This is a genomic window from Apilactobacillus pseudapinorum (assembly GCF_040369555.1).
GTDB lineage: Bacteria > Bacillota > Bacilli > Lactobacillales > Lactobacillaceae > Apilactobacillus.
In genome coordinates, this window is record NZ_BAABVU010000012.1 from 102,959 (window position 1) to 123,218 (window position 20,260).

At 36.4% G+C, this 20,260-nt stretch carries 17 protein-coding genes; 5 read left to right on the forward strand and 12 right to left on the reverse strand.

Annotated elements, in window-relative coordinates:
- Nucleotides 1-5: 5 nt before the first annotated feature.
- The 5 genes from ABWU86_RS01965 to helD all read right to left on the reverse strand — a co-directional run bounded on the left by ABWU86_RS01965 (nt 6) and on the right by helD (nt 7,478).
- Nucleotides 6-1,397: a flavocytochrome c gene (locus ABWU86_RS01965; protein WP_293794531.1), complete on the reverse strand. Its 1,392-nt coding sequence runs from the start codon at nt 1,395-1,397 to the stop codon at nt 6-8.
- 75 nt (nt 1,398-1,472) lie between these two features.
- A complete protein-coding gene (locus ABWU86_RS01970) occupies nt 1,473-2,381 on the reverse strand; it encodes a DMT family transporter (RefSeq protein ID WP_293794532.1) in 909 nt (302 codons plus the stop codon).
- Between the two features lie 128 nt (nt 2,382-2,509).
- Nucleotides 2,510-4,057, reverse strand: a complete 1,548-nt coding sequence (gene guaA, locus ABWU86_RS01975) for a glutamine-hydrolyzing GMP synthase (protein ID WP_435370528.1) — start codon at nt 4,055-4,057, stop codon at nt 2,510-2,512.
- Between the two features lie 77 nt (nt 4,058-4,134).
- A complete protein-coding gene (coaA, locus tag ABWU86_RS01980; protein WP_293793224.1) occupies nt 4,135-5,058 on the reverse strand; it encodes a type I pantothenate kinase in 924 nt (307 codons plus the stop codon).
- A gap of 119 nt (nt 5,059-5,177) precedes the next feature.
- On the reverse strand, nt 5,178-7,478 hold the full coding sequence (gene helD / locus ABWU86_RS01985) for an RNA polymerase recycling motor HelD (protein WP_293793226.1): 2,301 nt from the start codon (nt 7,476-7,478) through the stop codon (nt 5,178-5,180).
- Between the two features lie 145 nt (nt 7,479-7,623).
- Here helD and ABWU86_RS01990 point away from each other — a divergent pair, with 145 nt between their 5' ends.
- Nucleotides 7,624-8,286, forward strand: coding sequence for a histidine phosphatase family protein (locus ABWU86_RS01990; protein ID WP_293793228.1), 663 nt, complete (start codon nt 7,624-7,626; stop codon nt 8,284-8,286).
- 54 nt (nt 8,287-8,340) lie between these two features.
- On the opposite strand, the gene ABWU86_RS01995 is transcribed toward ABWU86_RS01990, so the two are convergent.
- The 5 genes from ABWU86_RS01995 to ABWU86_RS02015 all read right to left on the reverse strand — a co-directional run bounded on the left by ABWU86_RS01995 (nt 8,341) and on the right by ABWU86_RS02015 (nt 14,063).
- Entirely contained in the window at nt 8,341-9,282 is a 942-nt protein-coding gene (locus tag ABWU86_RS01995; protein ID WP_293793230.1) for an ABC transporter ATP-binding protein, read from the reverse strand.
- 11 nt (nt 9,283-9,293) lie between these two features.
- Complete coding sequence (locus tag ABWU86_RS02000) at nt 9,294-10,346, reverse strand: ABC transporter ATP-binding protein (protein ID WP_293793232.1); 1,053 nt, start codon at nt 10,344-10,346, stop codon at nt 9,294-9,296.
- Between the two features lie 9 nt (nt 10,347-10,355).
- Entirely contained in the window at nt 10,356-11,375 is a 1,020-nt protein-coding gene (locus ABWU86_RS02005) for an ABC transporter permease (RefSeq protein WP_293793234.1), read from the reverse strand.
- A complete protein-coding gene (gene opp3b / locus ABWU86_RS02010) occupies nt 11,375-12,304 on the reverse strand; it encodes an oligopeptide ABC transporter permease (RefSeq protein ID WP_293793236.1) in 930 nt (309 codons plus the stop codon). Before opp3b ends, ABWU86_RS02005 begins: the two co-directional genes overlap by 1 nt.
- 133 nt (nt 12,305-12,437) lie before the next feature.
- Nucleotides 12,438-14,063 (reverse strand): peptide ABC transporter substrate-binding protein, encoded by a 1,626-nt coding sequence (locus ABWU86_RS02015; RefSeq protein ID WP_293793238.1) that lies wholly within the window; start codon nt 14,061-14,063, stop codon nt 12,438-12,440.
- A gap of 319 nt (nt 14,064-14,382) precedes the next feature.
- Here ABWU86_RS02015 and hflX point away from each other — a divergent pair, with 319 nt between their 5' ends.
- The 3 genes from hflX (at nt 14,383) to ABWU86_RS02030 (ending at nt 16,696) form a co-directional block, all read left to right on the forward strand.
- The gene (gene hflX, locus ABWU86_RS02020) at nt 14,383-15,657 is read left to right on the forward strand and encodes a GTPase HflX (RefSeq protein WP_353321138.1); all 1,275 of its coding nucleotides are present in this window, start codon (nt 14,383-14,385) and stop codon (nt 15,655-15,657) included.
- Nucleotides 15,658-15,729: 72 nt separating this feature from the next.
- Nucleotides 15,730-16,386: an AzlC family ABC transporter permease gene (locus ABWU86_RS02025; protein WP_435370529.1), complete on the forward strand. Its 657-nt coding sequence runs from the start codon at nt 15,730-15,732 to the stop codon at nt 16,384-16,386.
- The gene (locus ABWU86_RS02030) at nt 16,373-16,696 is read left to right on the forward strand and encodes an AzlD domain-containing protein (RefSeq protein WP_353321140.1); all 324 of its coding nucleotides are present in this window, start codon (nt 16,373-16,375) and stop codon (nt 16,694-16,696) included. Before ABWU86_RS02025 ends, ABWU86_RS02030 begins: the two co-directional genes overlap by 14 nt.
- A 33-nt stretch (nt 16,697-16,729) precedes the next feature.
- Here ABWU86_RS02030 and ABWU86_RS02035 read toward each other — a convergent pair whose 3' ends face one another.
- Together ABWU86_RS02035 and ABWU86_RS02040 are read right to left on the reverse strand one after the other, a co-directional pair.
- Entirely contained in the window at nt 16,730-17,275 is a 546-nt protein-coding gene (locus tag ABWU86_RS02035) for a guanylate kinase (RefSeq protein WP_353321142.1), read from the reverse strand.
- Between the two features lie 3 nt (nt 17,276-17,278).
- Entirely contained in the window at nt 17,279-17,695 is a 417-nt protein-coding gene (locus ABWU86_RS02040) for a bis(5'-nucleosyl)-tetraphosphatase (protein WP_053950374.1), read from the reverse strand.
- 135 nt (nt 17,696-17,830) lie between these two features.
- On the opposite strand from ABWU86_RS02040, the gene ABWU86_RS02045 reads away from it, so the two are divergent.
- On the forward strand, nt 17,831-20,248 hold the full coding sequence (locus ABWU86_RS02045; protein ID WP_353321145.1) for a Xaa-Pro dipeptidyl-peptidase: 2,418 nt from the start codon (nt 17,831-17,833) through the stop codon (nt 20,246-20,248).
- Nucleotides 20,249-20,260: the final 12 nt, after the last annotated feature.

A 20,260-nucleotide genomic window follows, 5' to 3' on the forward strand; every position in this document is an offset into this window, starting at 1 on the left:
TCCTCCTATTGTTCTTGAATGTATTTAAAGATTCTTTGTCCTGCTTGACGACCAAAGACGACCGTTTCAGCAATTGAATTTCCACCAATACGGTTATTCCCATGCAAACCACCAGATGTTTCACCGGCTGCAAATAGTCCGTTAATCACTTGATCATCTTGATTTAAAACTTGGGTATAGTGGTTAATCTTAATTCCACCCATTGTGTAATGAACGGCAGGTGCAATATGAATTGCCATAAAGTCTGGATGATTTAATTGACGATCCATCCCTGTCTTACGACCGAATTGATCATCATGGTTTGCGACCGCTTGATTCCACGCATCAATTGTTTGCGCTAAGTTGTCAGCATCAACATCGATATTATTTGCCAATTCATCAACGCTTTGACCATGAACTACCATCCCGATTGAATCATAGAAACGAACTGCTGGCGCATGATTAACTACTTCCGCATCCAAGATTAAGTAGGCATGCTTAGTAGCTTGTTCATTAATCGCATCAGTTACTTTTTGTCTGGTGTCTAGTTCGTTCACAAAACGATTACCATCAGTATTAACTAAAATTGCGCCTTCACCACGAATCGCTTCACCAATTAAAAAGGCATGGTCATTATCTTGCTGAACAGTTGGATGAACTTGAATTTGATCCATATCCACTAAAGCAGCACCGACATCTGTGGCTAGTTTTAAACCATCACCGGTTGCCCCTTCTTGATTAGTAGTACGATATATAGTTAAGTCTTTGCGATATTGACCGATTAATTCTTTATTGGCACCAAAACCACCAGTAGCTAACAGAACCGCCTTTCCAGCTACTTGATGCTGATTGCCATTAACATCAGAAATAACTACGCCGGTAATCTTTTCATCATCTCGAGTAATCTTATCTACAGAAACATTGTTATATACTTCAATGCCCATTTTTTCGATAATTTGAAGGAAACTAGTTACCAAATATGCACCGATTGGAGCTTGTGAATTAGGACGATGCGTTCTAGTCGTATTCATTGCACCGGTAATGGTCAAATCTTCTAACTCAATACCATGTTGTTTTAGCCAATCGATAGTTAATCCTGCATGACTAGTGAAGTACTTTAATAATTCGACATTATTTTGTTTACCCCCACCAATGTATGTATCGTTATAAAAGTCTTCAAAACTATCGACAACATGGTGATTTAATTGCACATAGGTTTCAGCGGCATTCATTCCAGAAGATGCTCGAGTGGAATTACCACCTAACTTATCCATTTTTTCAAAAACAACTGGTTTTAAACCTAGTTCTGCAGCTTGAATTGCACTGATTAATCCAGTTGCACCAGAACCGACGATAATCACGTCATATTCTGATTTTAAGTCAGCAATTTGGTTAGGTTCAAATACATATTTTGCCATTGTAATTCCTCCTCATTTCCATTTATTTTTATTTTATTACAAATAAAAGCATTGTCCAAAAGACAATGCTTTGTTTTACTCAATTAATTCATTTTTATTCGGTAGTGATTGCAATAATGCCATCCCTAAAATTAAAACCGCCCCGACAATTTCGATTAAATTAAAATCGATATGTAAAAAGACAATCGATAAAATGGTGGCGGTTAATGGTTCAAATGATCCCATCGTTCCTGTCACCGCTGGTTTTAAATAGTTCAAACTAGCTTCGTAAAAGAGATATGCTAGCATCGTACCAATCAACGCAATGAATACTAATTCAATCACCAATGCCCAGCTAAAATGGATTTGCGAAGCTTTGATAATCACGATTGGTTGAAGTGGTAAACTACCGACAATCATCGCCCATCCACAAACTAGTTTGGCATCATACTTATTCAATAAATCAATCGGAATAATCGTACAGTTGGCATTAGCTACTCCCGCCGCAATACCGAAGAATAAACCTAATGCCGAAATCGAAAGTGAATCAAAATGGCCCTTAGTCGCTAATAAATATGTACCGATAACTGCTAAGACAATCGAGATAACGTCTAATCTGATCGGCCATTTTTTTCTCGTAATTGCATAATACCCAATGATAAAGACTGGTGCTGTAAATTGAAGCACTGTCGCCGTTGCAGCGTTCCCATAATTGACCGCTGATAAGTAGCAAAATTGTGACATTAACATCCCAAACACTGAAAAAATTAGTAATTGAATGATGCTTTTGCGGTCATGCCAAATTATGAAAATTGATTGATGGTTCATTAATTTATATGTAAGTAATAGTAATATGCCGGCTGATATCATTCTGACCCCCACTACCCAAATTACTGGGATATGTTGAGTTAAAAACATGTAATCAGCGACAGTCCCGGATGCTCCCCAAGCAACACTACCGATAATCACCAATAGTAGTCCGAGAAATTTCTTATGTTCTGCCATTCGTCGTCCTCCAATATAAAATCACTATCACTTACAATACATCTAATACTCCTCTAAGGCAATTCTAATTTTTTAAACAAAAATAAAAAGAGCTCAACATAAACGTTGAGCTCTTTTCAGTGAGAATATTATTCCCATTCAATTGTCGAAGGTGGCTTACTTGTAATATCGTATACTACACGGTTAACCCCATCTACTTCATTAGTAATCTTAGTTGAGATATCAGATAATACATCCCATGGAATTTGTGCAAAATCAGCAGTCATTCCATCGATTGAATTAACGGCACGGATTGCAATAGTGTAATCGTAAGTACGACCATCACCCATTACACCAACACTTCTAAATCCAGGAAGGATAGTAAAGTATTGCCAAATATCTTTATCTAAACCAGCTGCGGCGATTTCACGACGAAGAATAAAGTCACTATCTCTAACGATTTGTAACTTATCTTCAGTTACTTCACCAATAACACGAATTCCAAGACCTGGACCTGGGAATGGTTGACGCCATACTAAGTAATCTGGCATCCCCATTTCTTCACCCAAACGTCTAGTTTCGTCTTTAAATAATGAACGAACTGGTTCAATTAGTTTGAATTGTAAGTCTTCTGGAAGACCTCCAACATTATGATGAGACTTGATAGTTTCAGCAGTGTTAGTACCACTTTCAATCACGTCGGTATATAGAGTACCTTGTGCTAAGAAATCAACATCTTTTAGCTTAAGAGCTTCTTCATTGAATACTTCAATAAATTCGTTACCGATAATCTTTCTCTTTTGTTCAGGATCAGTAACACCCTTTAGCTTGTCTAAGAAGCGTTGACTTGCATCAACTTGGATAATGTTTAGACCAAACTTACCTTCTAGACTATCCATAACTTCTTTTACTTCATTTTTACGTAGTAATCCATGATCAACAAAGATACAAGTTAATTGATCACCAATTGCTTTGTTCAATAGAACACCAGTAACACTTGAATCTACCCCACCAGATAAACCAAGGATAACTTTCTTATCGCCAACTTCTTCTCTAATTTGGTCGATTTGTAAGCCGATGAAATCATTCATTGACCAGTTAGCTTCTGCGCCACAAACGTTAAACACGAAGTTCTTTAGGATGTCAGTACCGTACTTGGTATTTCTAACTTCCGCATGGAATTGAATTCCATAGAACTTTCTAGCGGTATCTTGCATTGCAGTGATAGGACAACCATCAGCGGTTGCCACATTTTCGAATCCATCTGGAACCTTTCTTACAAGGTCTCCATGACTCATCCAAACTGGTTCTTCCTTAGGTAAATCCTTGAATAGTTCCGCATTATCAGAAGTAATGTCGATGTCAGCATGACCATATTGACCATGTTCTTCTCCATCAACTCGTCCTCCACCTAGGTTATATGCCATTAGTTGCATACCATAACAAATACCTAGAATTGGAATATTCATTTCAAAAATCTTAGGGTCCACAGTTAATGCGTCTTCTGCATATACACTGTTGGGACCTCCAGAGAAGATAATTCCCTTAGGATTAAAATCTTTGATTTCGTCGATTGTCATATCATGAGGCTTTAATTCAGAGTACACTCCGAAATCACGAATACGACGGGTGATTAATTGGTTGTATTGACTTCCGAAGTCAAGAACCAAGATTTTATCAAATGATGATAAATCCATTTCAGCCAAACCGTTCACTCTCCAATCATTAAATTGTATTAATAATACCGAGAAAAATTAATGGCGTCAAATTAAATCTAGTACTTTCTAAGTAAAATTTGGTCAATTAAATGCTCATCAGTCTTATGAATAATCAAGTCAGCCCTAGTCCTAGTTGGTTTTATATTTTCTAACAGGTTAGGTAAATTAATTTCTTGCCAAACATCTTTCGCTTTTTGAATCGCCTTTTGACGATCTTTGTGCGCCATTTCGTAATAGTAGTTAGATGGCTTTTGGAATGCAGTATCCATCAACTTTTCGAAACGCTCTAAGTACCATTTTTCAATTAAATCATCATCTGCATCGATATAGATTGAAAAATCGGTAAAGTCACTAACATAAATTTGTTGATTACTTGGCAACTGCAAAGTATTAATTCCTTCAATGATTAAAACATCTGGTTGGTCAATCACATCAAATTTATCAGGAATAATATCATAAACGTCATGTGAGTACACTGGTGCCAATACATTAGGCTTACCAGATTTAACTTCATTTAAAAAGTTAATCAATGATTTCATGTCATAACTTTCCGGGAAACCTTTGCGATCCATAATATGACGACGGTTCAATTCGGCAGAATTGTATAAAAATCCATCGGTAGTGATTAATTGAATCTTTTTATCTTGAAAGTAACGACTCAATAATACTTCTAGAAGTCTGGCGGTAGTGGATTTACCCACGGCCACACTTCCGGAAATTCCAATGATAAATGGGACTTTGCGATCTTCTTTCGCTAAGAAATGGGTCTTCGTCTTTTGCCACTCATTAAAGCTTTGAGTACATAAATCTAATAAATGCACAATTGGGACATAGACGTCGCGCACGTCTTGCATTGAAATTTCATCATTAAAAGCCTTAATTTGTTTTAGACTATCCTTGGTTAAAGGCACTGTTTGTAGTTTGTATAAGTCTTTCCACTCATCTTTTTTAAATGCGTAGTAATTGATTAAATCAGCCAATTTTACGCCCCCGTTCAATAAAAATTAGTACATACATCATACCACCGATTAAACGATTTATTCATAAAAAAAGCACCTATCCTTGATAGATAGGCACTTTAAGCTGTTACTAATTGCAATTATTGTAAATCATATAAATCTGTTGGAACCACATCAAACAAGTGACTTGGCTTATTTTCAGCGATAATTGTTAATTCATGCATGGCACGAGTACAAATCGTGTAAACCAATTGACGATCTGATTCATCCCCATAATGAACGTCATCCCCATCAAACATGACCACAGAGTCAAATTCTAGCCCTTTTGCGAGGTATGCAGGGATAATTAGGGTTCCTGTAGCCAAGCGTTGGTTTTCGGTCTGTATAAGCGTATTTTTTACATCCATATCGTCTAATTGTTCGGATAATGCAACCGCATCAGCCAAAGTTTTGACAATTATGGCAGTTGTATCATGTTTTTGCTTATCATCATTAATTTTTGCAATTAATTTATCTAATGCTGCTTCATGATTATCAACCACTTGCATTGCTGGTTTATCACCAATTCTAGCAAATGATTCGATTTGACTGCCACCTTCTAAGATGTGCTTAGTGAAGTCAGTAATTTGTTCAGTTGAACGGTATGACTTGGTTAATTGAACAACGTTAGTCTTTTCTGGATCAAACATTGTTGATAGTTCAGTCAATAATGTGTGACTGTTTTCATGGGTGAAGATGGCTTGGTTTAAGTCCCCTAGTAAGGTGAAACGAGCACGTGGGAAAGTAAACTTCATAAATGCCATTTGGAAGGCAGTGTAATCTTGCACTTCATCAATGAATAGATATCTAATATCTGTCTTTGGACGTTTACCAGAAATACGGTCGAATAGGTATAGATAGATGGAAACGTCTGACATTGAGATGTGACCACTCTTCATGCGAGCGATTGAATCATCGACTGATTGAGTCCATTCTTCCTTATTAACGTTGAACTTAGCTAAGTCAATTAGGTTTGGTACGTTTCTTAAGAAATGGACGAATTGATTGTTAACCCCGATAAAACGACCATGAACGATTTGTGATCTGATTCGTTTGAAGGCACCAATAACAATATGTCTTGCTAAGAAATCAAATTCTTTTTCCGCATTCTCAAATTCATCCGGATGAGCATTTTGAATGGCTTGAATTTGTTCACGACTTAAGTCTTGAACGGCTTGTTCTACCCATGGTTTCTTCATTTCAGATTTAACACGACGGTTCAAAATCTTGATTAATCTTTCCTTGGTAGCATCTAGTCGGTTTCTTAAGTTGTAATTTTCATTGAAACTGTAGTAGATGTCTTCAATTTGTTCCTTTGAAATGAAGACATCCCCTTGGAATTTAAGGTTCTTAAACTTCATATCTTCGGTATTCAAATGGTTAGTGTAGGCAGTTTCAGCTTTAAAGAATTCTAGTGAGTTCTTTAAATTGTTGATGTTTCTAACGTACTTATCCTCAGAATTATCTTCTTCAAAACGTTCTGATAGTGTTTCCACCTTAAACTTAGGCACACGTAAACTACTGTATTGGTAGTAAGTCATTTGGACCATGTTTTGTTCACCTAATTCAGGCAACACTTGGTTAATGTAATCGTTAAACAATTGGTTAGGTGAGAATAATACCACTTGAGCAGAACTTAGCTTGCCTCTGTATTGATACAATAGAAAAGCCACTCTTTGAAGAACGGCAGCAGTCTTACCTGAACCCGCAGCTCCTTGCACGAATAGTAAGTCTGACTTAGTATCACGAATAATTTTGTTTTGTTCTCTTTGAATGGTAGTAACGATACTCTTCATCTTAGTATTGGATTTACCATTTAGGTTATCCAAAAGCATTTGATCTCCAACGACTTGATCAGTATCAAAAATGGTTTCAATCTTACCATCTTTAATTTGGAATTGACGTTTTAAAGTCACGTTAACGGTTTGTTCACCCATTGGAGTTTGGTAAGTTAATTTACCAATCTTACTATCATAGTAGATACTAGAAATTGGTGCACGCCAGTCATAGATTAAGTAATGATCTGGACTGTCCGCAAAAGAACCTAAACCGATGTAGATAGTTTCGGCTTTATTTTCACCCGCTTCTTCAAAATCTAAACGAGCAAAGTATGGTCTTTCTTGCATCTTTTGGAGCTTGTCATATTCACGGGTTGCATGTTTCCAACTGTTTTCTCTTTCTTCCAACATTTGTTGTTGTTGACGAATTGAAACAGAAGTTTCCATCATCCCTGAATAAGTACTAGTCTTTAGTCGAACATCATTATAAAAGTTCTTATTAATATCATGTTCATCTTTTTCAGCACGATTTATTTTTTTAACAGCCTCCGCCTTTGCAACTTCGACTTTGCTTAAAATATGATTTAAGTGTTTTTGTTCCGTTTCTTTAATTGAATCAGACATACGAGCAACGCTCCTATCTTCAAAATTTAGTTACCAATTTTAGCACATAAAATGATGAAAGAAAAGCTCTTCTCATCTCTATTGATTTTATGACTACCCCATCTATGATAAAATTAAGTCAATAATTATGTCAGGAGGATTTTTTATGATTAACATCTATCTTGTACGACATGGACAAACTTACTTAAATAAATATAACCGTATTCAAGGAATCGCTAACGCACCTTTAACTGAGAAAGGAATTAACGATGCTATTGATGCCGGTAAACGACTAAGCGCAATTCATTTTGATCACGCTTATTCAAGTGACATGCCCCGCGCATTTGATACTGGAAAATATGTATTAGCACAAAATTCTTCATCACTAGAAGAACCCATCAAAAAGGTGGCCTTTCGTGAAGAGAACTTTGGCTACTTCGAAGGAAATGATGGCGATGCTGCTTGGCATCAAATCGGAGGACCAGATGGTCTCGACTCATATCCTAAGATGATTGCAAAACTTGGTATGGGTGGTACCGCTGACTTAATCGCCAGTCGTGACCCATACGGTGATGCTGAAAACAACGAAGATTTATTGAATCGTTTTATTCCCGGATTACAAGAAGTAATTAAGAACGCTAACGATGGTGAAAACATATTAATCGCTGCTCATGGAACTATCATTAGATGGGCGGTTGACCAATTTAAGGATGATTCCATTGATGTTTCCGTGCCAATCCAAAACGGTAGTGTTTCAAAATTAGTTGCTAGTCCAGACGGCCAACAAATTTCCGTTGAATACTATAACAACGTTTCAAAAGACGTTTAAACTTCTTATAAAAATAACCGTTACTAATAGTAACGGTTATTTTTTTATGTTCAATTAACCTTTTAGACGACTCTTGTACATTTCAATTTCATCTTCAGCTGCACGAACATAGTGATTAGGTGCAATTTCTACTAACTTACGTTCCTTACCGTCACTTTCCACGCTAGCATCGTAATCAACGATTTCACGTTGACGTTCAAATTCTGGATCCGGAACCGGAACAGCAGAAAGTAAACTTCTAGTGTAATCGTGTAATGGGTTAGCGTATAGTTCGTCAGCGTCAGCAATTTCTAACATACGACCATAGTGCATAACCCCAATACGATCACTAATGTATTTAACCATTGATAAATCATGGGCAATAAATAGGTAAGTTAATTTGCGTTTCTTTTGTAAATCTTTTAGTAAGTTAACTACTTGTGCTTGAATAGAAACATCCAAAGCAGAGATTGGTTCATCAGCAATAATAAACTTAGGTTTAACTGCTAATGCACGAGCAATCCCGATTCTTTGACGTTGTCCACCTGAAAATTCGTGTGGGTAACGGTTAGCATGTTCCTTATTTAGACCAACAGTTTCCAATAATTCTTCCACTTGACGATCACGGTCTGCTTTATCCTTAGCAAGATGGTTAATATCAATACCTTCAGCAATGATATCTTTAACCTTCATACGGGGGTTTAAAGAAGCATATGGATCTTGAAAAATAGTTTGGATGTCGCTTCTAAATTCTTTTTCTTGCGCTTTAGTTTTTAATTTGGAAACATCTTTGCCTTCAAAGATGATTTCGCCATCAGTTGGTTCATATAAATGACTAATGGCACGTCCAGTAGTGGTTTTACCAGAACCAGATTCTCCAACTAGTCCGAACGTTTCACCTTCATAAACATTGAAAGTAATGTCATCGACGGCTTTAACAACTTCTTTTTTACCAACATTAAAGTATTGTTTTAAGTTTTTAACTTCTAAAATCTTGGGTGCATCTTTATCTAACATACTTTCACCACCTATCCTTGTGTTTGATTACGGTTCTTAAAGTGTTCTTGTCGTTTTACAATGTCTGCTGGTGGTGTCACCTTAGGTGCACGTTCATCTAACAACCATGTTGCGGCATAGTGAGTATCTGACACTTTGAAGAAAGGTGGTTCTTCGATTGTATCAATCTTTAATGCGTAACTATTTCTAGCAGCAAAGGCATCACCTACAGGTGGTTCCAATAAGTCAGGAGGAGTTCCTGGAATTGAAGGTAATACATCTTCATTAGTATCTAAAGTAGGCATTGAACCTAATAGCCCCCAAGTATATGGGTGTTTTGGATTGTAGAAGATTTCATCAACAGTTCCATATTCTACGATCTTACCTGCATACATAACGGCAACACGATCAGCCATTCCAGCAACAACACCCAAATCATGAGTGATGAAGATGATTGATGTATTAATCTTTTGTTGCAATTCTTTCATTAATTGTAGAATCTTAGCTTGGATTGTAACATCCAAAGCAGTAGTAGGTTCATCAGCAATTAAGATTTCAGGGTAGTTAACCAAAGCAATTGCAATCACAATTCTTTGTCTCATCCCACCTGAGAATTGGTATGGATAGTCATTAATACGTTCTTCCGCATTAGTGATACCCACTAGTTTTAGCATTTCCAAGGCTTTTTCCATCGCTTTTTCGCGACTTAAACCTTGGTGGATCATTAGTGGTTCAGCAACTTGACGACCAATCTTCATAGTTGGATCCAATGAAGTCATTGGGTCTTGGAAGATTTCCGCGATACTCTTACCACGTAATTGACCTAATTCTTTTTCGCTTTTTTCAAGGATGTCTTCACCCTTAAAATTAATACTTCCACTAACAACATCAGCATTTGAGGCGTTTAACCCCATGATACTTCTAGTTGTTACTGATTTACCAGAACCAGATTCCCCAACGATTGCTAGGGTTTCACCCTTCTTTAAATCAAAACTAATATCTCTAATTGCTTGAACTGTTCCAGCGTAGGTTTGGAAGTTAATAGATAGGTTTCTTACTTCTAATATGTTTTCATTGTTTTCCATTCTAGTCACCTACTCTCTTGATTTAGGATCAAAGGCATCTCGTAAACCATCACCTAAAATGTTAAATGCAATCATTAATAATGAAAGCACGATGGCTGGTACCCACATTTGATATGGTAGGAATTGGAATGACTTTTGACCGTTACTAATCAAAGTACCTAATGAAGCAGCTGGAGCAGGAACCCCGATACCAATAAATGATAGGAATGCTTCGAAGAAAATAGCACTTGGAATTGTAAACATTGTATTAATGATAATTACAGATGTTAAGTTTGGTAATAAGTGTTTGAATGCAATCTTCAATGAGCTTTCACCCAATGATCTAGCGGCTAACACAAATTCTTGGTTCTTTAGTTCAAGTGTTTGCGCACGAACTAAACGCGCCATGTTAATCCAACTAGAGAATGCAATCGCAATAATGATTGCGCCGATACCTGGTTTTAATACTAATAGTAATAAAATCATGACAACTAAGTTAGGAATTGAAAGTAGAATTTCAATTACACGTTGCATGAAAGTATCAACCTTACCACCAATCCATCCAGAAATAATTCCGTAGGCAACCCCGATAGTTAAATCGAAGAATGTGGCAACAACCGCAATGATTAATGAAATACGAGTTCCATATAATGTTCTTGCGAATAAGTCACGACCTAAGTAGTCACTACCTAACCAGAAGTAATGGTTAGCTGCAGAGCCAGTATAGGCGTTAATACGATTTCCACCTTGAACTAAAGTTCCGTTAAAACCAGGAATGTCGATTCCAGGAATACGTGGTGGTAAGTTGTTTAATGTTGGATGAGTAGCAATATTTCTAATTGATGGGAATAATGCTGATCCAAATGAAACAACAAATAGGAAAATTAAAATGTATAGCGAAATCATCGCTGCTTTGTTTTTCTTTAGACGACGCCATGAATCTTTTACGAAAGTTAATGAAGGAGCGGCAATTTTTTCGTTATCTAAATGAGCTCCATCAGATAACATTTCAAAGGCATCTTGTGGTAGTTCTTTTGTCTTATCTGCCATTAGTTCTTACCTCCCGCAATTCTGATTCGAGGGTCAATTAATCCATAAACAATGTCAGTGATTAATAGAACCACACATAATAGGAAACAATACATAATTGTTAGTCCCATGATGGTTGGGTAATCATTAGTTAAAACGGAGTTAACAAATTGTTCTCCAATACCTGGAATCGCAAAGATGTTTTCAACAACTAGTGATCCAGTCATAATGTTAACTGCCAATGGTCCAATGATTGTAACCAACGGAATCAAACTATTTCTAAGTGCATGGTGATAAATAATCCCAAACTTACTTAGACCTTTTGCACGTGCTAATTCAATATAGTCTGAACTTAATACGTCCACCATTTCAGTTCTCATAAAACGAGCTGATTCGGCTAAAGGCATTGCGGCAAGCGCAAGTGTAGGTAGAATTGTGTATGCAAATCCACCCCAACCCGCGATTGGTAGTAGTCCCCACTTCAAAGCAATTACATATTGCAATAGAACTGAGAACACGAATGAGGGAATTGAAATTCCTAGAATTGAAATAATTGTAGTTGATGTGTCAACCCAAGTACTCTTCTTGATGGCACCAATAGCACCAACAACAATCCCTGCTAACACACCCACAACCATAGCTTGTAAACCAATAATTAGTGATGGTCCCATACGACTAGTAATCAAGTATGAAACTGGTTGGTCACTAAATTGGAATGAAGTCCCAAAGTTACCTTGAACAGCATTAACGATGTAACTAATGTATTGTTGCCATAGTGGTTTATCTAGACCATATTGCTTCAATACCATATTACGTTCTGCTACAGACAATTTAGCTTCATTAGCTAAAGGTGTTCCTGGCATGATCTTCATTAAGAAGAACGTAACGGTCACAACGATAAATAGTGTCAATATAAGATAAAAAATTCTTTTTGACAGATACTTAACCATATTTTTATTCCTCGCAATCTTAGGAGTGGTTTTCTCCTTTTATGTACGGAAGAGTTTTAAGTCCGACTAATATTATTATAGTCAAAACCTAAAACTCTCCTCAATTATATTTCAAAAATTATAAAATATTTAACTATTTGTTTGTGATTTTAGCATCTCTAAAGTCGTATGGAGACCCTGTAGGGAAGAATTGAACACCACTTACACGAGATTTGATAACACGTGATTGTACTGAGTGGTATAGAGGAATAATTCCTTGGTCGCTCATAAGAACTTGTTCTGCTTTAACCATGTCATCCCAACGTTTAGCTGCATCGTTTGCATCTTTACCGTCAGCGTTCTTGATTAGTTCGTCATACTTAGCGTTTGACCATTTACCATTGTTGTATGAACCATCAGTAGTAAATAATTCTAAGAATGAGATTGGATCTGGGAAGTCAGCGCCCCACGCACTTACTACCATGTCAAATTGACCAGATTGTGAATGAGCTAATCTTAGCTTGAATGGAATGTTTTGTGATGAAATCTTTAGACCAGGTAATTTTTCTAAAGCAGTTTGTAGGAATTCAGTAGTCTTCTTACCGTTATCAGTGTCATCTGATAGGATTGATAGGCTTACAGACTTCTTACCAACTTCTTTTAGACCCTTAGCCCATAACTTCTTAGCTTCTGCTAAGTTGTATGAAACGCCAGTTGTAGTACCAGCGTCAGCAGTGAAATCTTTACCATTTCTTTCTGACATACCTGGTGATACGTAACCTACAGCAGGAATTGAACCGTCACCTAAAGTGCTACCAGTGTATTCTTTACGGTCAATTGCTAGTGAGATAGCTTTTCTGATGTTAGCGTTCTTAAACATTGGATCTTTCTTTTCATTTAATTCAATGTAGAAAGTTGATGCTTGTTTCAATGCATGGTATTCGCTAGTACCCTTGTACTTACCAACTTGTTGTGCACCTGATAGAACTGCTTCGTCTAATGAACCAGTTTCGTATTGGTTTACAGAAGTGTTTGAATCGTTTTGAGCATTGAACTTAATACCAGCAACTTTAATCTTGCTTGCATTGTAGTAGTCTTTGTTCTTAACTAAAGTCCATGAGTTGTTTGTACCAGTCCATCCTTCAATCTTGAATGGTCCGTTGTAAACCATGTCTTTACTTGTAGTACCGTAAGCTGAACCGAATTTCTTAACGGCTGCTTCGCTTTGTGGCAAGAATGGTGCCATAGTTACTAAGTACTTGAAGTAGTTTTGTGGTTTGTCTAATGTAACAACAACCTTGTAGTCACCGTCGGCTTTAATACCTAATGATGATACTGGAGCTTGACCCTTACCAATTGCATCAGCATTCTTAACATCTGAGAATAGGTATGAGTATTGTGATGCAGTCTTAGGATTTACAGTTCTTTGCCAACCATAAACGAAATCTTTAGCAGTAACAGCTTTACCGTCGCTCCATTTTGAATGTCTTAGGTTGAAAGTGTAAGTCTTTCCATCTTTTGAAACAGTGTAGCTTTCAGCTACCCCAGGCTTAACCTTGTTGTCAGCTGCATTGATTAATAGTCCTTCATTACTATTGTTTAATGCACCAAAACTAACAGTGTCGGTTGCCTTTGAGGCATCCAAAGTAGGCAATTGTGAATTTTCTTGCCAGTTAATATACTTGCTTGTAGATTCCTTTGATGAGTTACCACAAGCTGCTAATAGGAATGCAGATGCTGCACCTACAATCCCTAGCTTTACTACGGATCTAAATTTCATTTCCAATACCCCCAATTTCAATTAATAAGAAATGATTATTCTTAATAAGGATTGTGAAAATAATACCACCCTTTTATGATAAATTGCAAGACTTTTTCTAATTTAATTTTAATTTAGTTGAAAAAAAGTACACAATAATTAAATAAAGAGCATTGATATCACTGATTTTGGTTTATACTTAACATATTTTAATAATGCTCATTTTATACAATTGGAGTTTATTAAAATAAATCTAATATTTCATATAACTTCTTATTAAAGATTCCAGATAAGACCTTCATTAATGTTATAATGAATGAAATGAATTGGAGGGACGCGAATGGATACAGAAAACTTAAAAGTCATTATCATTGGTTTGAACTTAGATAATGAACAATTCGAATATTCTATGACTGAATTGGCCGCTCTAGCGGAAGCTAACAATTTAGATGTAGTAGATCGTTTGGTTCAAAAGTTAGACCATCCAGACAGGGCTACTTACTTTGGAAAAGGTAAAGTTGAAGAATTACGACTAAGTGTTTTAGAACACGATGCAGACATGGTAATCGTTAATGATGAATTATCACCTAGTCAAATTAGAAACTTAGAAAAAGCTGTCGAAACTAAAATCATCGATAGAACTGGTTTAATTCTAGAAATCTTCGCTAACCGTGCCAGAACACATGAAGCCAAACTACAAGTACAGCTTGCTAAATTGCAATATCAACTACCCCGCTTACATACCAGCGCTAGTCAACGACTAGACCAACAAACTGGTAGTGGTGGTGGTGGATTTACCAGTAGAGGTTCTGGTGAATCTAAAATCGAATTAAACCGTCGTGTAATTGAAAAAGATATCGCGCATATCAAACAAGAGTTAAAAGATATTCAAAAGTCTGACTTAACTCAACGTAAACAACGTGATTCTAAATCAATTCCGACCGTTGCCTTAGTTGGATATACCAACGCTGGTAAATCCACTATTATGAATCAACTAGTTAATCGTTACGGTGAAAATAACGAAAAACAAGTCATGGTTAAAAACATGTTATTCGCGACTCTAGATACGAGTGTTCGTAAGCTAATTTTCGAAGATAATAAGACGATGTTACTATCTGATACTGTTGGTTTCGTAAGTAAGTTACCGCATCAATTGGTGCAAGCATTCAGATCAACATTAGCTGAAGCAGCTAACGCCGACTTATTAGTCCAAGTAGTTGATGAATCTGACGAAAATAAAGAATTAATGATGAAGACAACTGAACAAACATTAAAAGAAATTGGTGTTGAAAACATCCCAATGATTACCGTCTTCAACAAAGCTGATATCTTGGATGAGCCTCGTCCTCAACGTGCCGGTGATAACTTAGTCATTGCTGCATTAGAAGATGATTCCATTGACGAACTTGTAAATGTGATTAAAGAAAATAGTTACAATGATTACGTGATTAACGAATTTTTAATTCCTTTTAATAAAGGTGAAATTGTCAATTACTTAAACACTAACGCTAATGTGATTAGCACTGAATATGTCGCTGACGGAACCCAAATCCAAGCTGAATTAACAGCTGTCGACAGTGATCGTTTTAAAGATTTTATCGTTACCAACGAATAATATATAAAGGATGTGTACAGTATTAATAATCAACTGACTGTTAAAACTGCAATTTTCGAAAGCATCCCCACGATGTTTGGCTACATCGGAATTGGTTTGGCTTTCGGGATTATCGGAAAAGCGCTCGGATTTAATCCATTGTGGGTGACTATCATGTCACTAACCGTTTATGCTGGATCAGCGCAATTTATCTTAGTTTCGATGTTAGCCCTAAAAAGTCCAATTTTCTCAATCATTCTGACGATTTTCTTAGTTAATTCCAGAATGATATTAATGAGTATTACGACTGCACCATATTTCAAACAAGATTCAATGTTGAAAAATATTTTAATTGGTTCCTTTTTAACCGACGAAAGTTTTGCATTAGGTATGAATAAACTAAACTACACAAACCATCAATTATCATTTGAATGGTTCAATGCCGCCAACATCGTTTCTTACTTTACCTGGGCTGCTGCTTCAGGCGTCGGTGCATTGTTAGGTAGCTTTATTCATAATCCTTATGCGATTGGGTTAGACTTTGCGATTATCGCGATGTTCATCGGGTTGTTATATTTACAATTTACTGCAGACAATAATATGGATAAAAAATTAAAATTAGTTATGATTATTCTCACCCTATTAATGGTTTACTTAGGCTTAATCTTTATTCCAAGTAGTCTATTAATCTTAATCGTGACATTAATTACTTGTGCGATGGGAGTGATTATCAAACATGCCTTCTTTTAATTTCGTATTATTAACCATCATCGGTTGTACCATTGTTACTTGGTTATCTCGAGTAATTCCATTTGTACTATTAAAGAAATTCCAACTATCTAAACCAGTTGAAGAATACTTAAGCTTTGTACCAATTGTCATCATGGCAAGTCTATGGTTCACTTCATTATTTCACCAACATTTAGGTAGTCTTCCCACCATTAACTGGGAAAATTTCTTAGCATCAATTCCAAGTGTACTGGCTGCATTTATTTCTAAAAGTTTATTAGTGGTAGTGATTGTGGGAATTATTTCACTAGCGATTATCAGATTAATATAAAAGAAAAAGACCTAACGTTTTGTTAGGTCTTTTTTACATCAATTTATCGACTTGAGCTTGAGCTTGTTGCCAGTCGTTATTTTCAATAATAATTGCAAAATCTTTTAGTTCATCTGGAATTTGAATATCTCGTTTGTATTCATTGCTGGCAATTCTTTGTTCCACCTTAGTAATGTCATCACCACGGTCAATCATACGTTGTTTTAAGATGATTGGATCATTAACTTGTACGAACCACACATCAACGCAATCACCCAATTGCTTCTTATAAGTGGCTGCCCCTAGGGTATCTAATACAATGGTTGCAATCGGTGCCTTTTGCCATGCTTCATTTACCCCTTCTAATGAAGACCCATAATGGGCATGTGAATATTCCACCTGTTCTAATAGGTGGAGCTTTTGAAATGATTCTGGAGTTTCAAAATAATAATCGATTCCGTTTTGTTCATTACAACGTGGTTTACGAGTAGTATGTGTAATCACTTTCCCCGCATGATATTTTTCAATCACATAATCCCGAATGGAAGTCTTCCCACTTCCCGCGGGACCGGTTATCACAATTAGCTTCTGTTCATTCATTGGCTATCCCAGCTTTTCTACAATATATTGATTAGTCTTGTCTAAAACTTGTTTTAGGTTATCGTACGTAATTACGTTTCTTGCCTCTTCATAAGGTGCCCAGACATAATCGCTAATTTCTTCTGGTTGTAGCGTTACTTTATCACTATTAACTTCAGAAGTATAGAAAGTGATAACTTTATGATGACCATTTTTCATGTCATACTCGGCATCGATGCTAAATGTTGTATCAATTTGCGCATCAATCCCGGTTTCTTCTTTAATTTCACGAATGGCCGCTCGTTCCAATGTTTCACTACCTTCAACGTGGCCCTTAGGAAAACCCCAAAAGTCACTAGTAGCACTTTTTTCTAATAAATAAACCGGTTGATTATCGACAACGCGATAAACAATTGCCCCACCATCAATTTCTGTTGTCATAATAATCCCTCCACAATAATTTGTAATTATTATAGCACCTTGCAGGGACAATATTAAGTTTTTCATCAATCACTTTCTTGATTTTATTTGGAATCTGATATAATGAAGCCATACATATACGTTAGGAGGATGATTATGAAAAATCACCAATATGCAATTGCCAAATACAATTTAAAAATTGCACAAAAAGAATTACGTTCTATTCATTTCTTAGACGAAGAAACTGACAAGATCGACAATCCATCCGCTTTATTAAAGCACTTCTTAATGACTGCTTTTCTAGATTCACAAAGCATCGCTATTAGAGGCCAAAAGATTTCTCAAATGATGGCTAGTTTTGAAGAAGATGCTCTAACATATTTAGATAAAAACGCACCACTATCAAAAATTGCTTTCTATAATATTGCCCTTCAATTACTTCACTTTGAAGTTGGCGAAGACTTTTTAATTGATAACTCAATTACTAAGATGAAAACTTTAAGCCTACCAATCGCTGACGTTAACGATCCGATGAATCTATACGACGTTACTTGTGCTTGGTACCTACTATTAAATACTAGAACTAAGCATGGTATTACTTTGATTGATGATTTAGCTAACGAAGGTTACTTCGCGCAAAACTACAATTCATTTGATAAGCCATTAATTTTCAATGGTAAATCCATGCCTGTTTACGATACTAGTAACTTAATTCGTGAAGTGGTCTATGTTGAAGCACCGCTAGACACTGATCATGACGGCAAACTAGACTTACTAAAAGCCGAAATTATCCGTCCAAAAGAAAGTAATAAACAAAAAGTACCAGCCATCTTAACTGCTAGTCCTTACAACCAAGGAACTAATGATGCTGACGGTGAAAAATTAACTCATAACGTTAATTATGGATTAAAACATAAGACTCCTAACCAAACTTCTCTTTCTGAATTAAGTACGAAAGAAAGCGTTGATTTACCAGCACCTCGTGAAGTCGAAGGTAAAACTAGAAAAGCTGAACAAACTTTTAGCCGTGAACAATCATACACTTTAAATGATTACTTACTAGCTCGTGGTTTTGCAATCGTCTACTCTGCAGGTGTCGGCACTTACGAATCTGATGGTGTTAGAACTACTGGTGATGCTAGCGAAACTATTTCAGCTACTGCTGTGATCGAATGGTTAGCTGGTAATCGCGTTGCTTTTACTAATAAATTCGATAACAACCAAATTGAAGCTTACTGGTCAAACGGCAACGTTGCCATGTCTGGAAGATCATACCTAGGTACCCTTCAAATTGCTGCAGCCACCACTGGTGTCGAAGGCCTAAAAGCCTGCCTAGTTGAAGCGGCAATTTCTAATTGGTACGACTACTACCGTGAAAATGGTCTAGTGATGGCTCCCGGTGGTTTCCAAGGTGAAGATGCTGACGTCTTAGCTGTTGAAACTTACAGTCGTCAAAAATCAGCAGCAGAAGCCATCAAGAATAAGGAAGTTTGGGATAAGCAACTAAAAGCTATTACTGAAGGACAAGACCGTGAAACTGGTGATTACAATGCCTTTTGGGACGCTCGTAATTACTTAAATGATGCCAAGAAGATTAAGGCTGATATGTTCTTCATCCATGGACTAAATGACGAAAACGTTAAACCAATCAACGTTGCTAATATTTGGAAAGCAGTAGCCCCACTTAAGATCAGCAAAAAAATGATTTTACACCAAGGCCAACACATCTACATCAATGCTTTTCAATCAATTGATTTCTCTGAAATGGTGAACTTGTGGTTTACCAACAAATTATTAGAAGTCGAAAATGATGCCGACAACTTAATTCCAAATATCTTAGTTCAAGATAACGCTTCAGAACAAAGCTGGTATGAAGTAGACGATTTTGACGGTCGTGAAAACGTTGAATCAGTTAGCTTAGGTACTCCTGAAGACGGTACTAGAGTTGAAAATAACCAAGTATCATTCAAAGATAATCTATCCGACGATGACTTTAACAAGTACTGTCAGAATGCTAAACAATGGCAACATGACTTAGTACTAGGTGATAGTCAATCTACAATGACTGATAATCGTGTTATCTTCAAGTTAGACAAACTAGACAACGATATCACCTTAAACGGAAGCGCGCGTATTAAAATCAACGCCGCTTCTTCTCAAAACTTTGGAATGTTAAGTGCCCAATTAGTTGATCTAGGTGAAGACTATCGTCTAAGTGCTAACCCACTTCCAGTTGATAACAAACGAATTAGTTTAGGATACCTATGGCGTGAAGATTACCTTCGTGAATTTAAATTTGAAAAAGCAAAGTCACCATTCAAGAAAGTAGCCGAAGGTCATATCAATATGCAAAATAGAAATAATGCTTACCAAGTATCAGAATTGGAAGCTGGTCATTTCTATGACATCGAATTTGATTTACAACCAAATGTATATCGTGTCAAAGCTGGTCATCAACTAGCTGTAATCATCTATGCAACAGACTTTGATAAGAGTATTCGTGGTAATCAAGATGTTCAATACACCATTAATTTGGAAAATTCTACTATTGAACTACCAGTCAATAAAGATTAATATTAGAATATG

Excerpts from the sequence above, each read along its gene's own strand:
- ABWU86_RS01965 (WP_293794531.1), bottom strand. The coding sequence starts at position 1,397 with ATGGCAAAATATGTATTTGAACCTAACCAAATTGCTGACTTAAAATCA.
- ABWU86_RS01970 (WP_293794532.1), bottom strand. The coding sequence starts at position 2,381 with ATGGCAGAACATAAGAAATTTCTCGGACTACTATTGGTGATTATCGGT.
- guaA (WP_435370528.1), bottom strand. The coding sequence starts at position 4,057 with ATGGATTTATCATCATTTGATAAAATCTTGGTTCTTGACTTCGGAAGT.
- helD (WP_293793226.1), bottom strand. The coding sequence starts at position 7,478 with ATGTCTGATTCAATTAAAGAAACGGAACAAAAACACTTAAATCATATT.
- ABWU86_RS01990 (WP_293793228.1), top strand. The coding sequence starts at position 7,624 with ATGATTAACATCTATCTTGTACGACATGGACAAACTTACTTAAATAAA.
- ABWU86_RS01995 (WP_293793230.1), bottom strand. The coding sequence starts at position 9,282 with ATGTTAGATAAAGATGCACCCAAGATTTTAGAAGTTAAAAACTTAAAA.
- ABWU86_RS02000 (WP_293793232.1), bottom strand. The coding sequence starts at position 10,346 with ATGGAAAACAATGAAAACATATTAGAAGTAAGAAACCTATCTATTAAC.
- ABWU86_RS02005 (WP_293793234.1), bottom strand. The coding sequence starts at position 11,375 with ATGGCAGATAAGACAAAAGAACTACCACAAGATGCCTTTGAAATGTTA.
- opp3b (WP_293793236.1), bottom strand. The coding sequence starts at position 12,304 with ATGGTTAAGTATCTGTCAAAAAGAATTTTTTATCTTATATTGACACTA.
- ABWU86_RS02015 (WP_293793238.1), bottom strand. The coding sequence starts at position 14,063 with ATGAAATTTAGATCCGTAGTAAAGCTAGGGATTGTAGGTGCAGCATCT.
- hflX (WP_353321138.1), top strand. The coding sequence starts at position 14,383 with ATGGATACAGAAAACTTAAAAGTCATTATCATTGGTTTGAACTTAGAT.
- ABWU86_RS02025 (WP_435370529.1), top strand. The coding sequence starts at position 15,730 with ATGTTTGGCTACATCGGAATTGGTTTGGCTTTCGGGATTATCGGAAAA.
- ABWU86_RS02030 (WP_353321140.1), top strand. The coding sequence starts at position 16,373 with ATGCCTTCTTTTAATTTCGTATTATTAACCATCATCGGTTGTACCATT.
- ABWU86_RS02035 (WP_353321142.1), bottom strand. The coding sequence starts at position 17,275 with ATGAATGAACAGAAGCTAATTGTGATAACCGGTCCCGCGGGAAGTGGG.
- ABWU86_RS02040 (WP_053950374.1), bottom strand. The coding sequence starts at position 17,695 with ATGACAACAGAAATTGATGGTGGGGCAATTGTTTATCGCGTTGTCGAT.
- ABWU86_RS02045 (WP_353321145.1), top strand. The coding sequence starts at position 17,831 with ATGAAAAATCACCAATATGCAATTGCCAAATACAATTTAAAAATTGCA.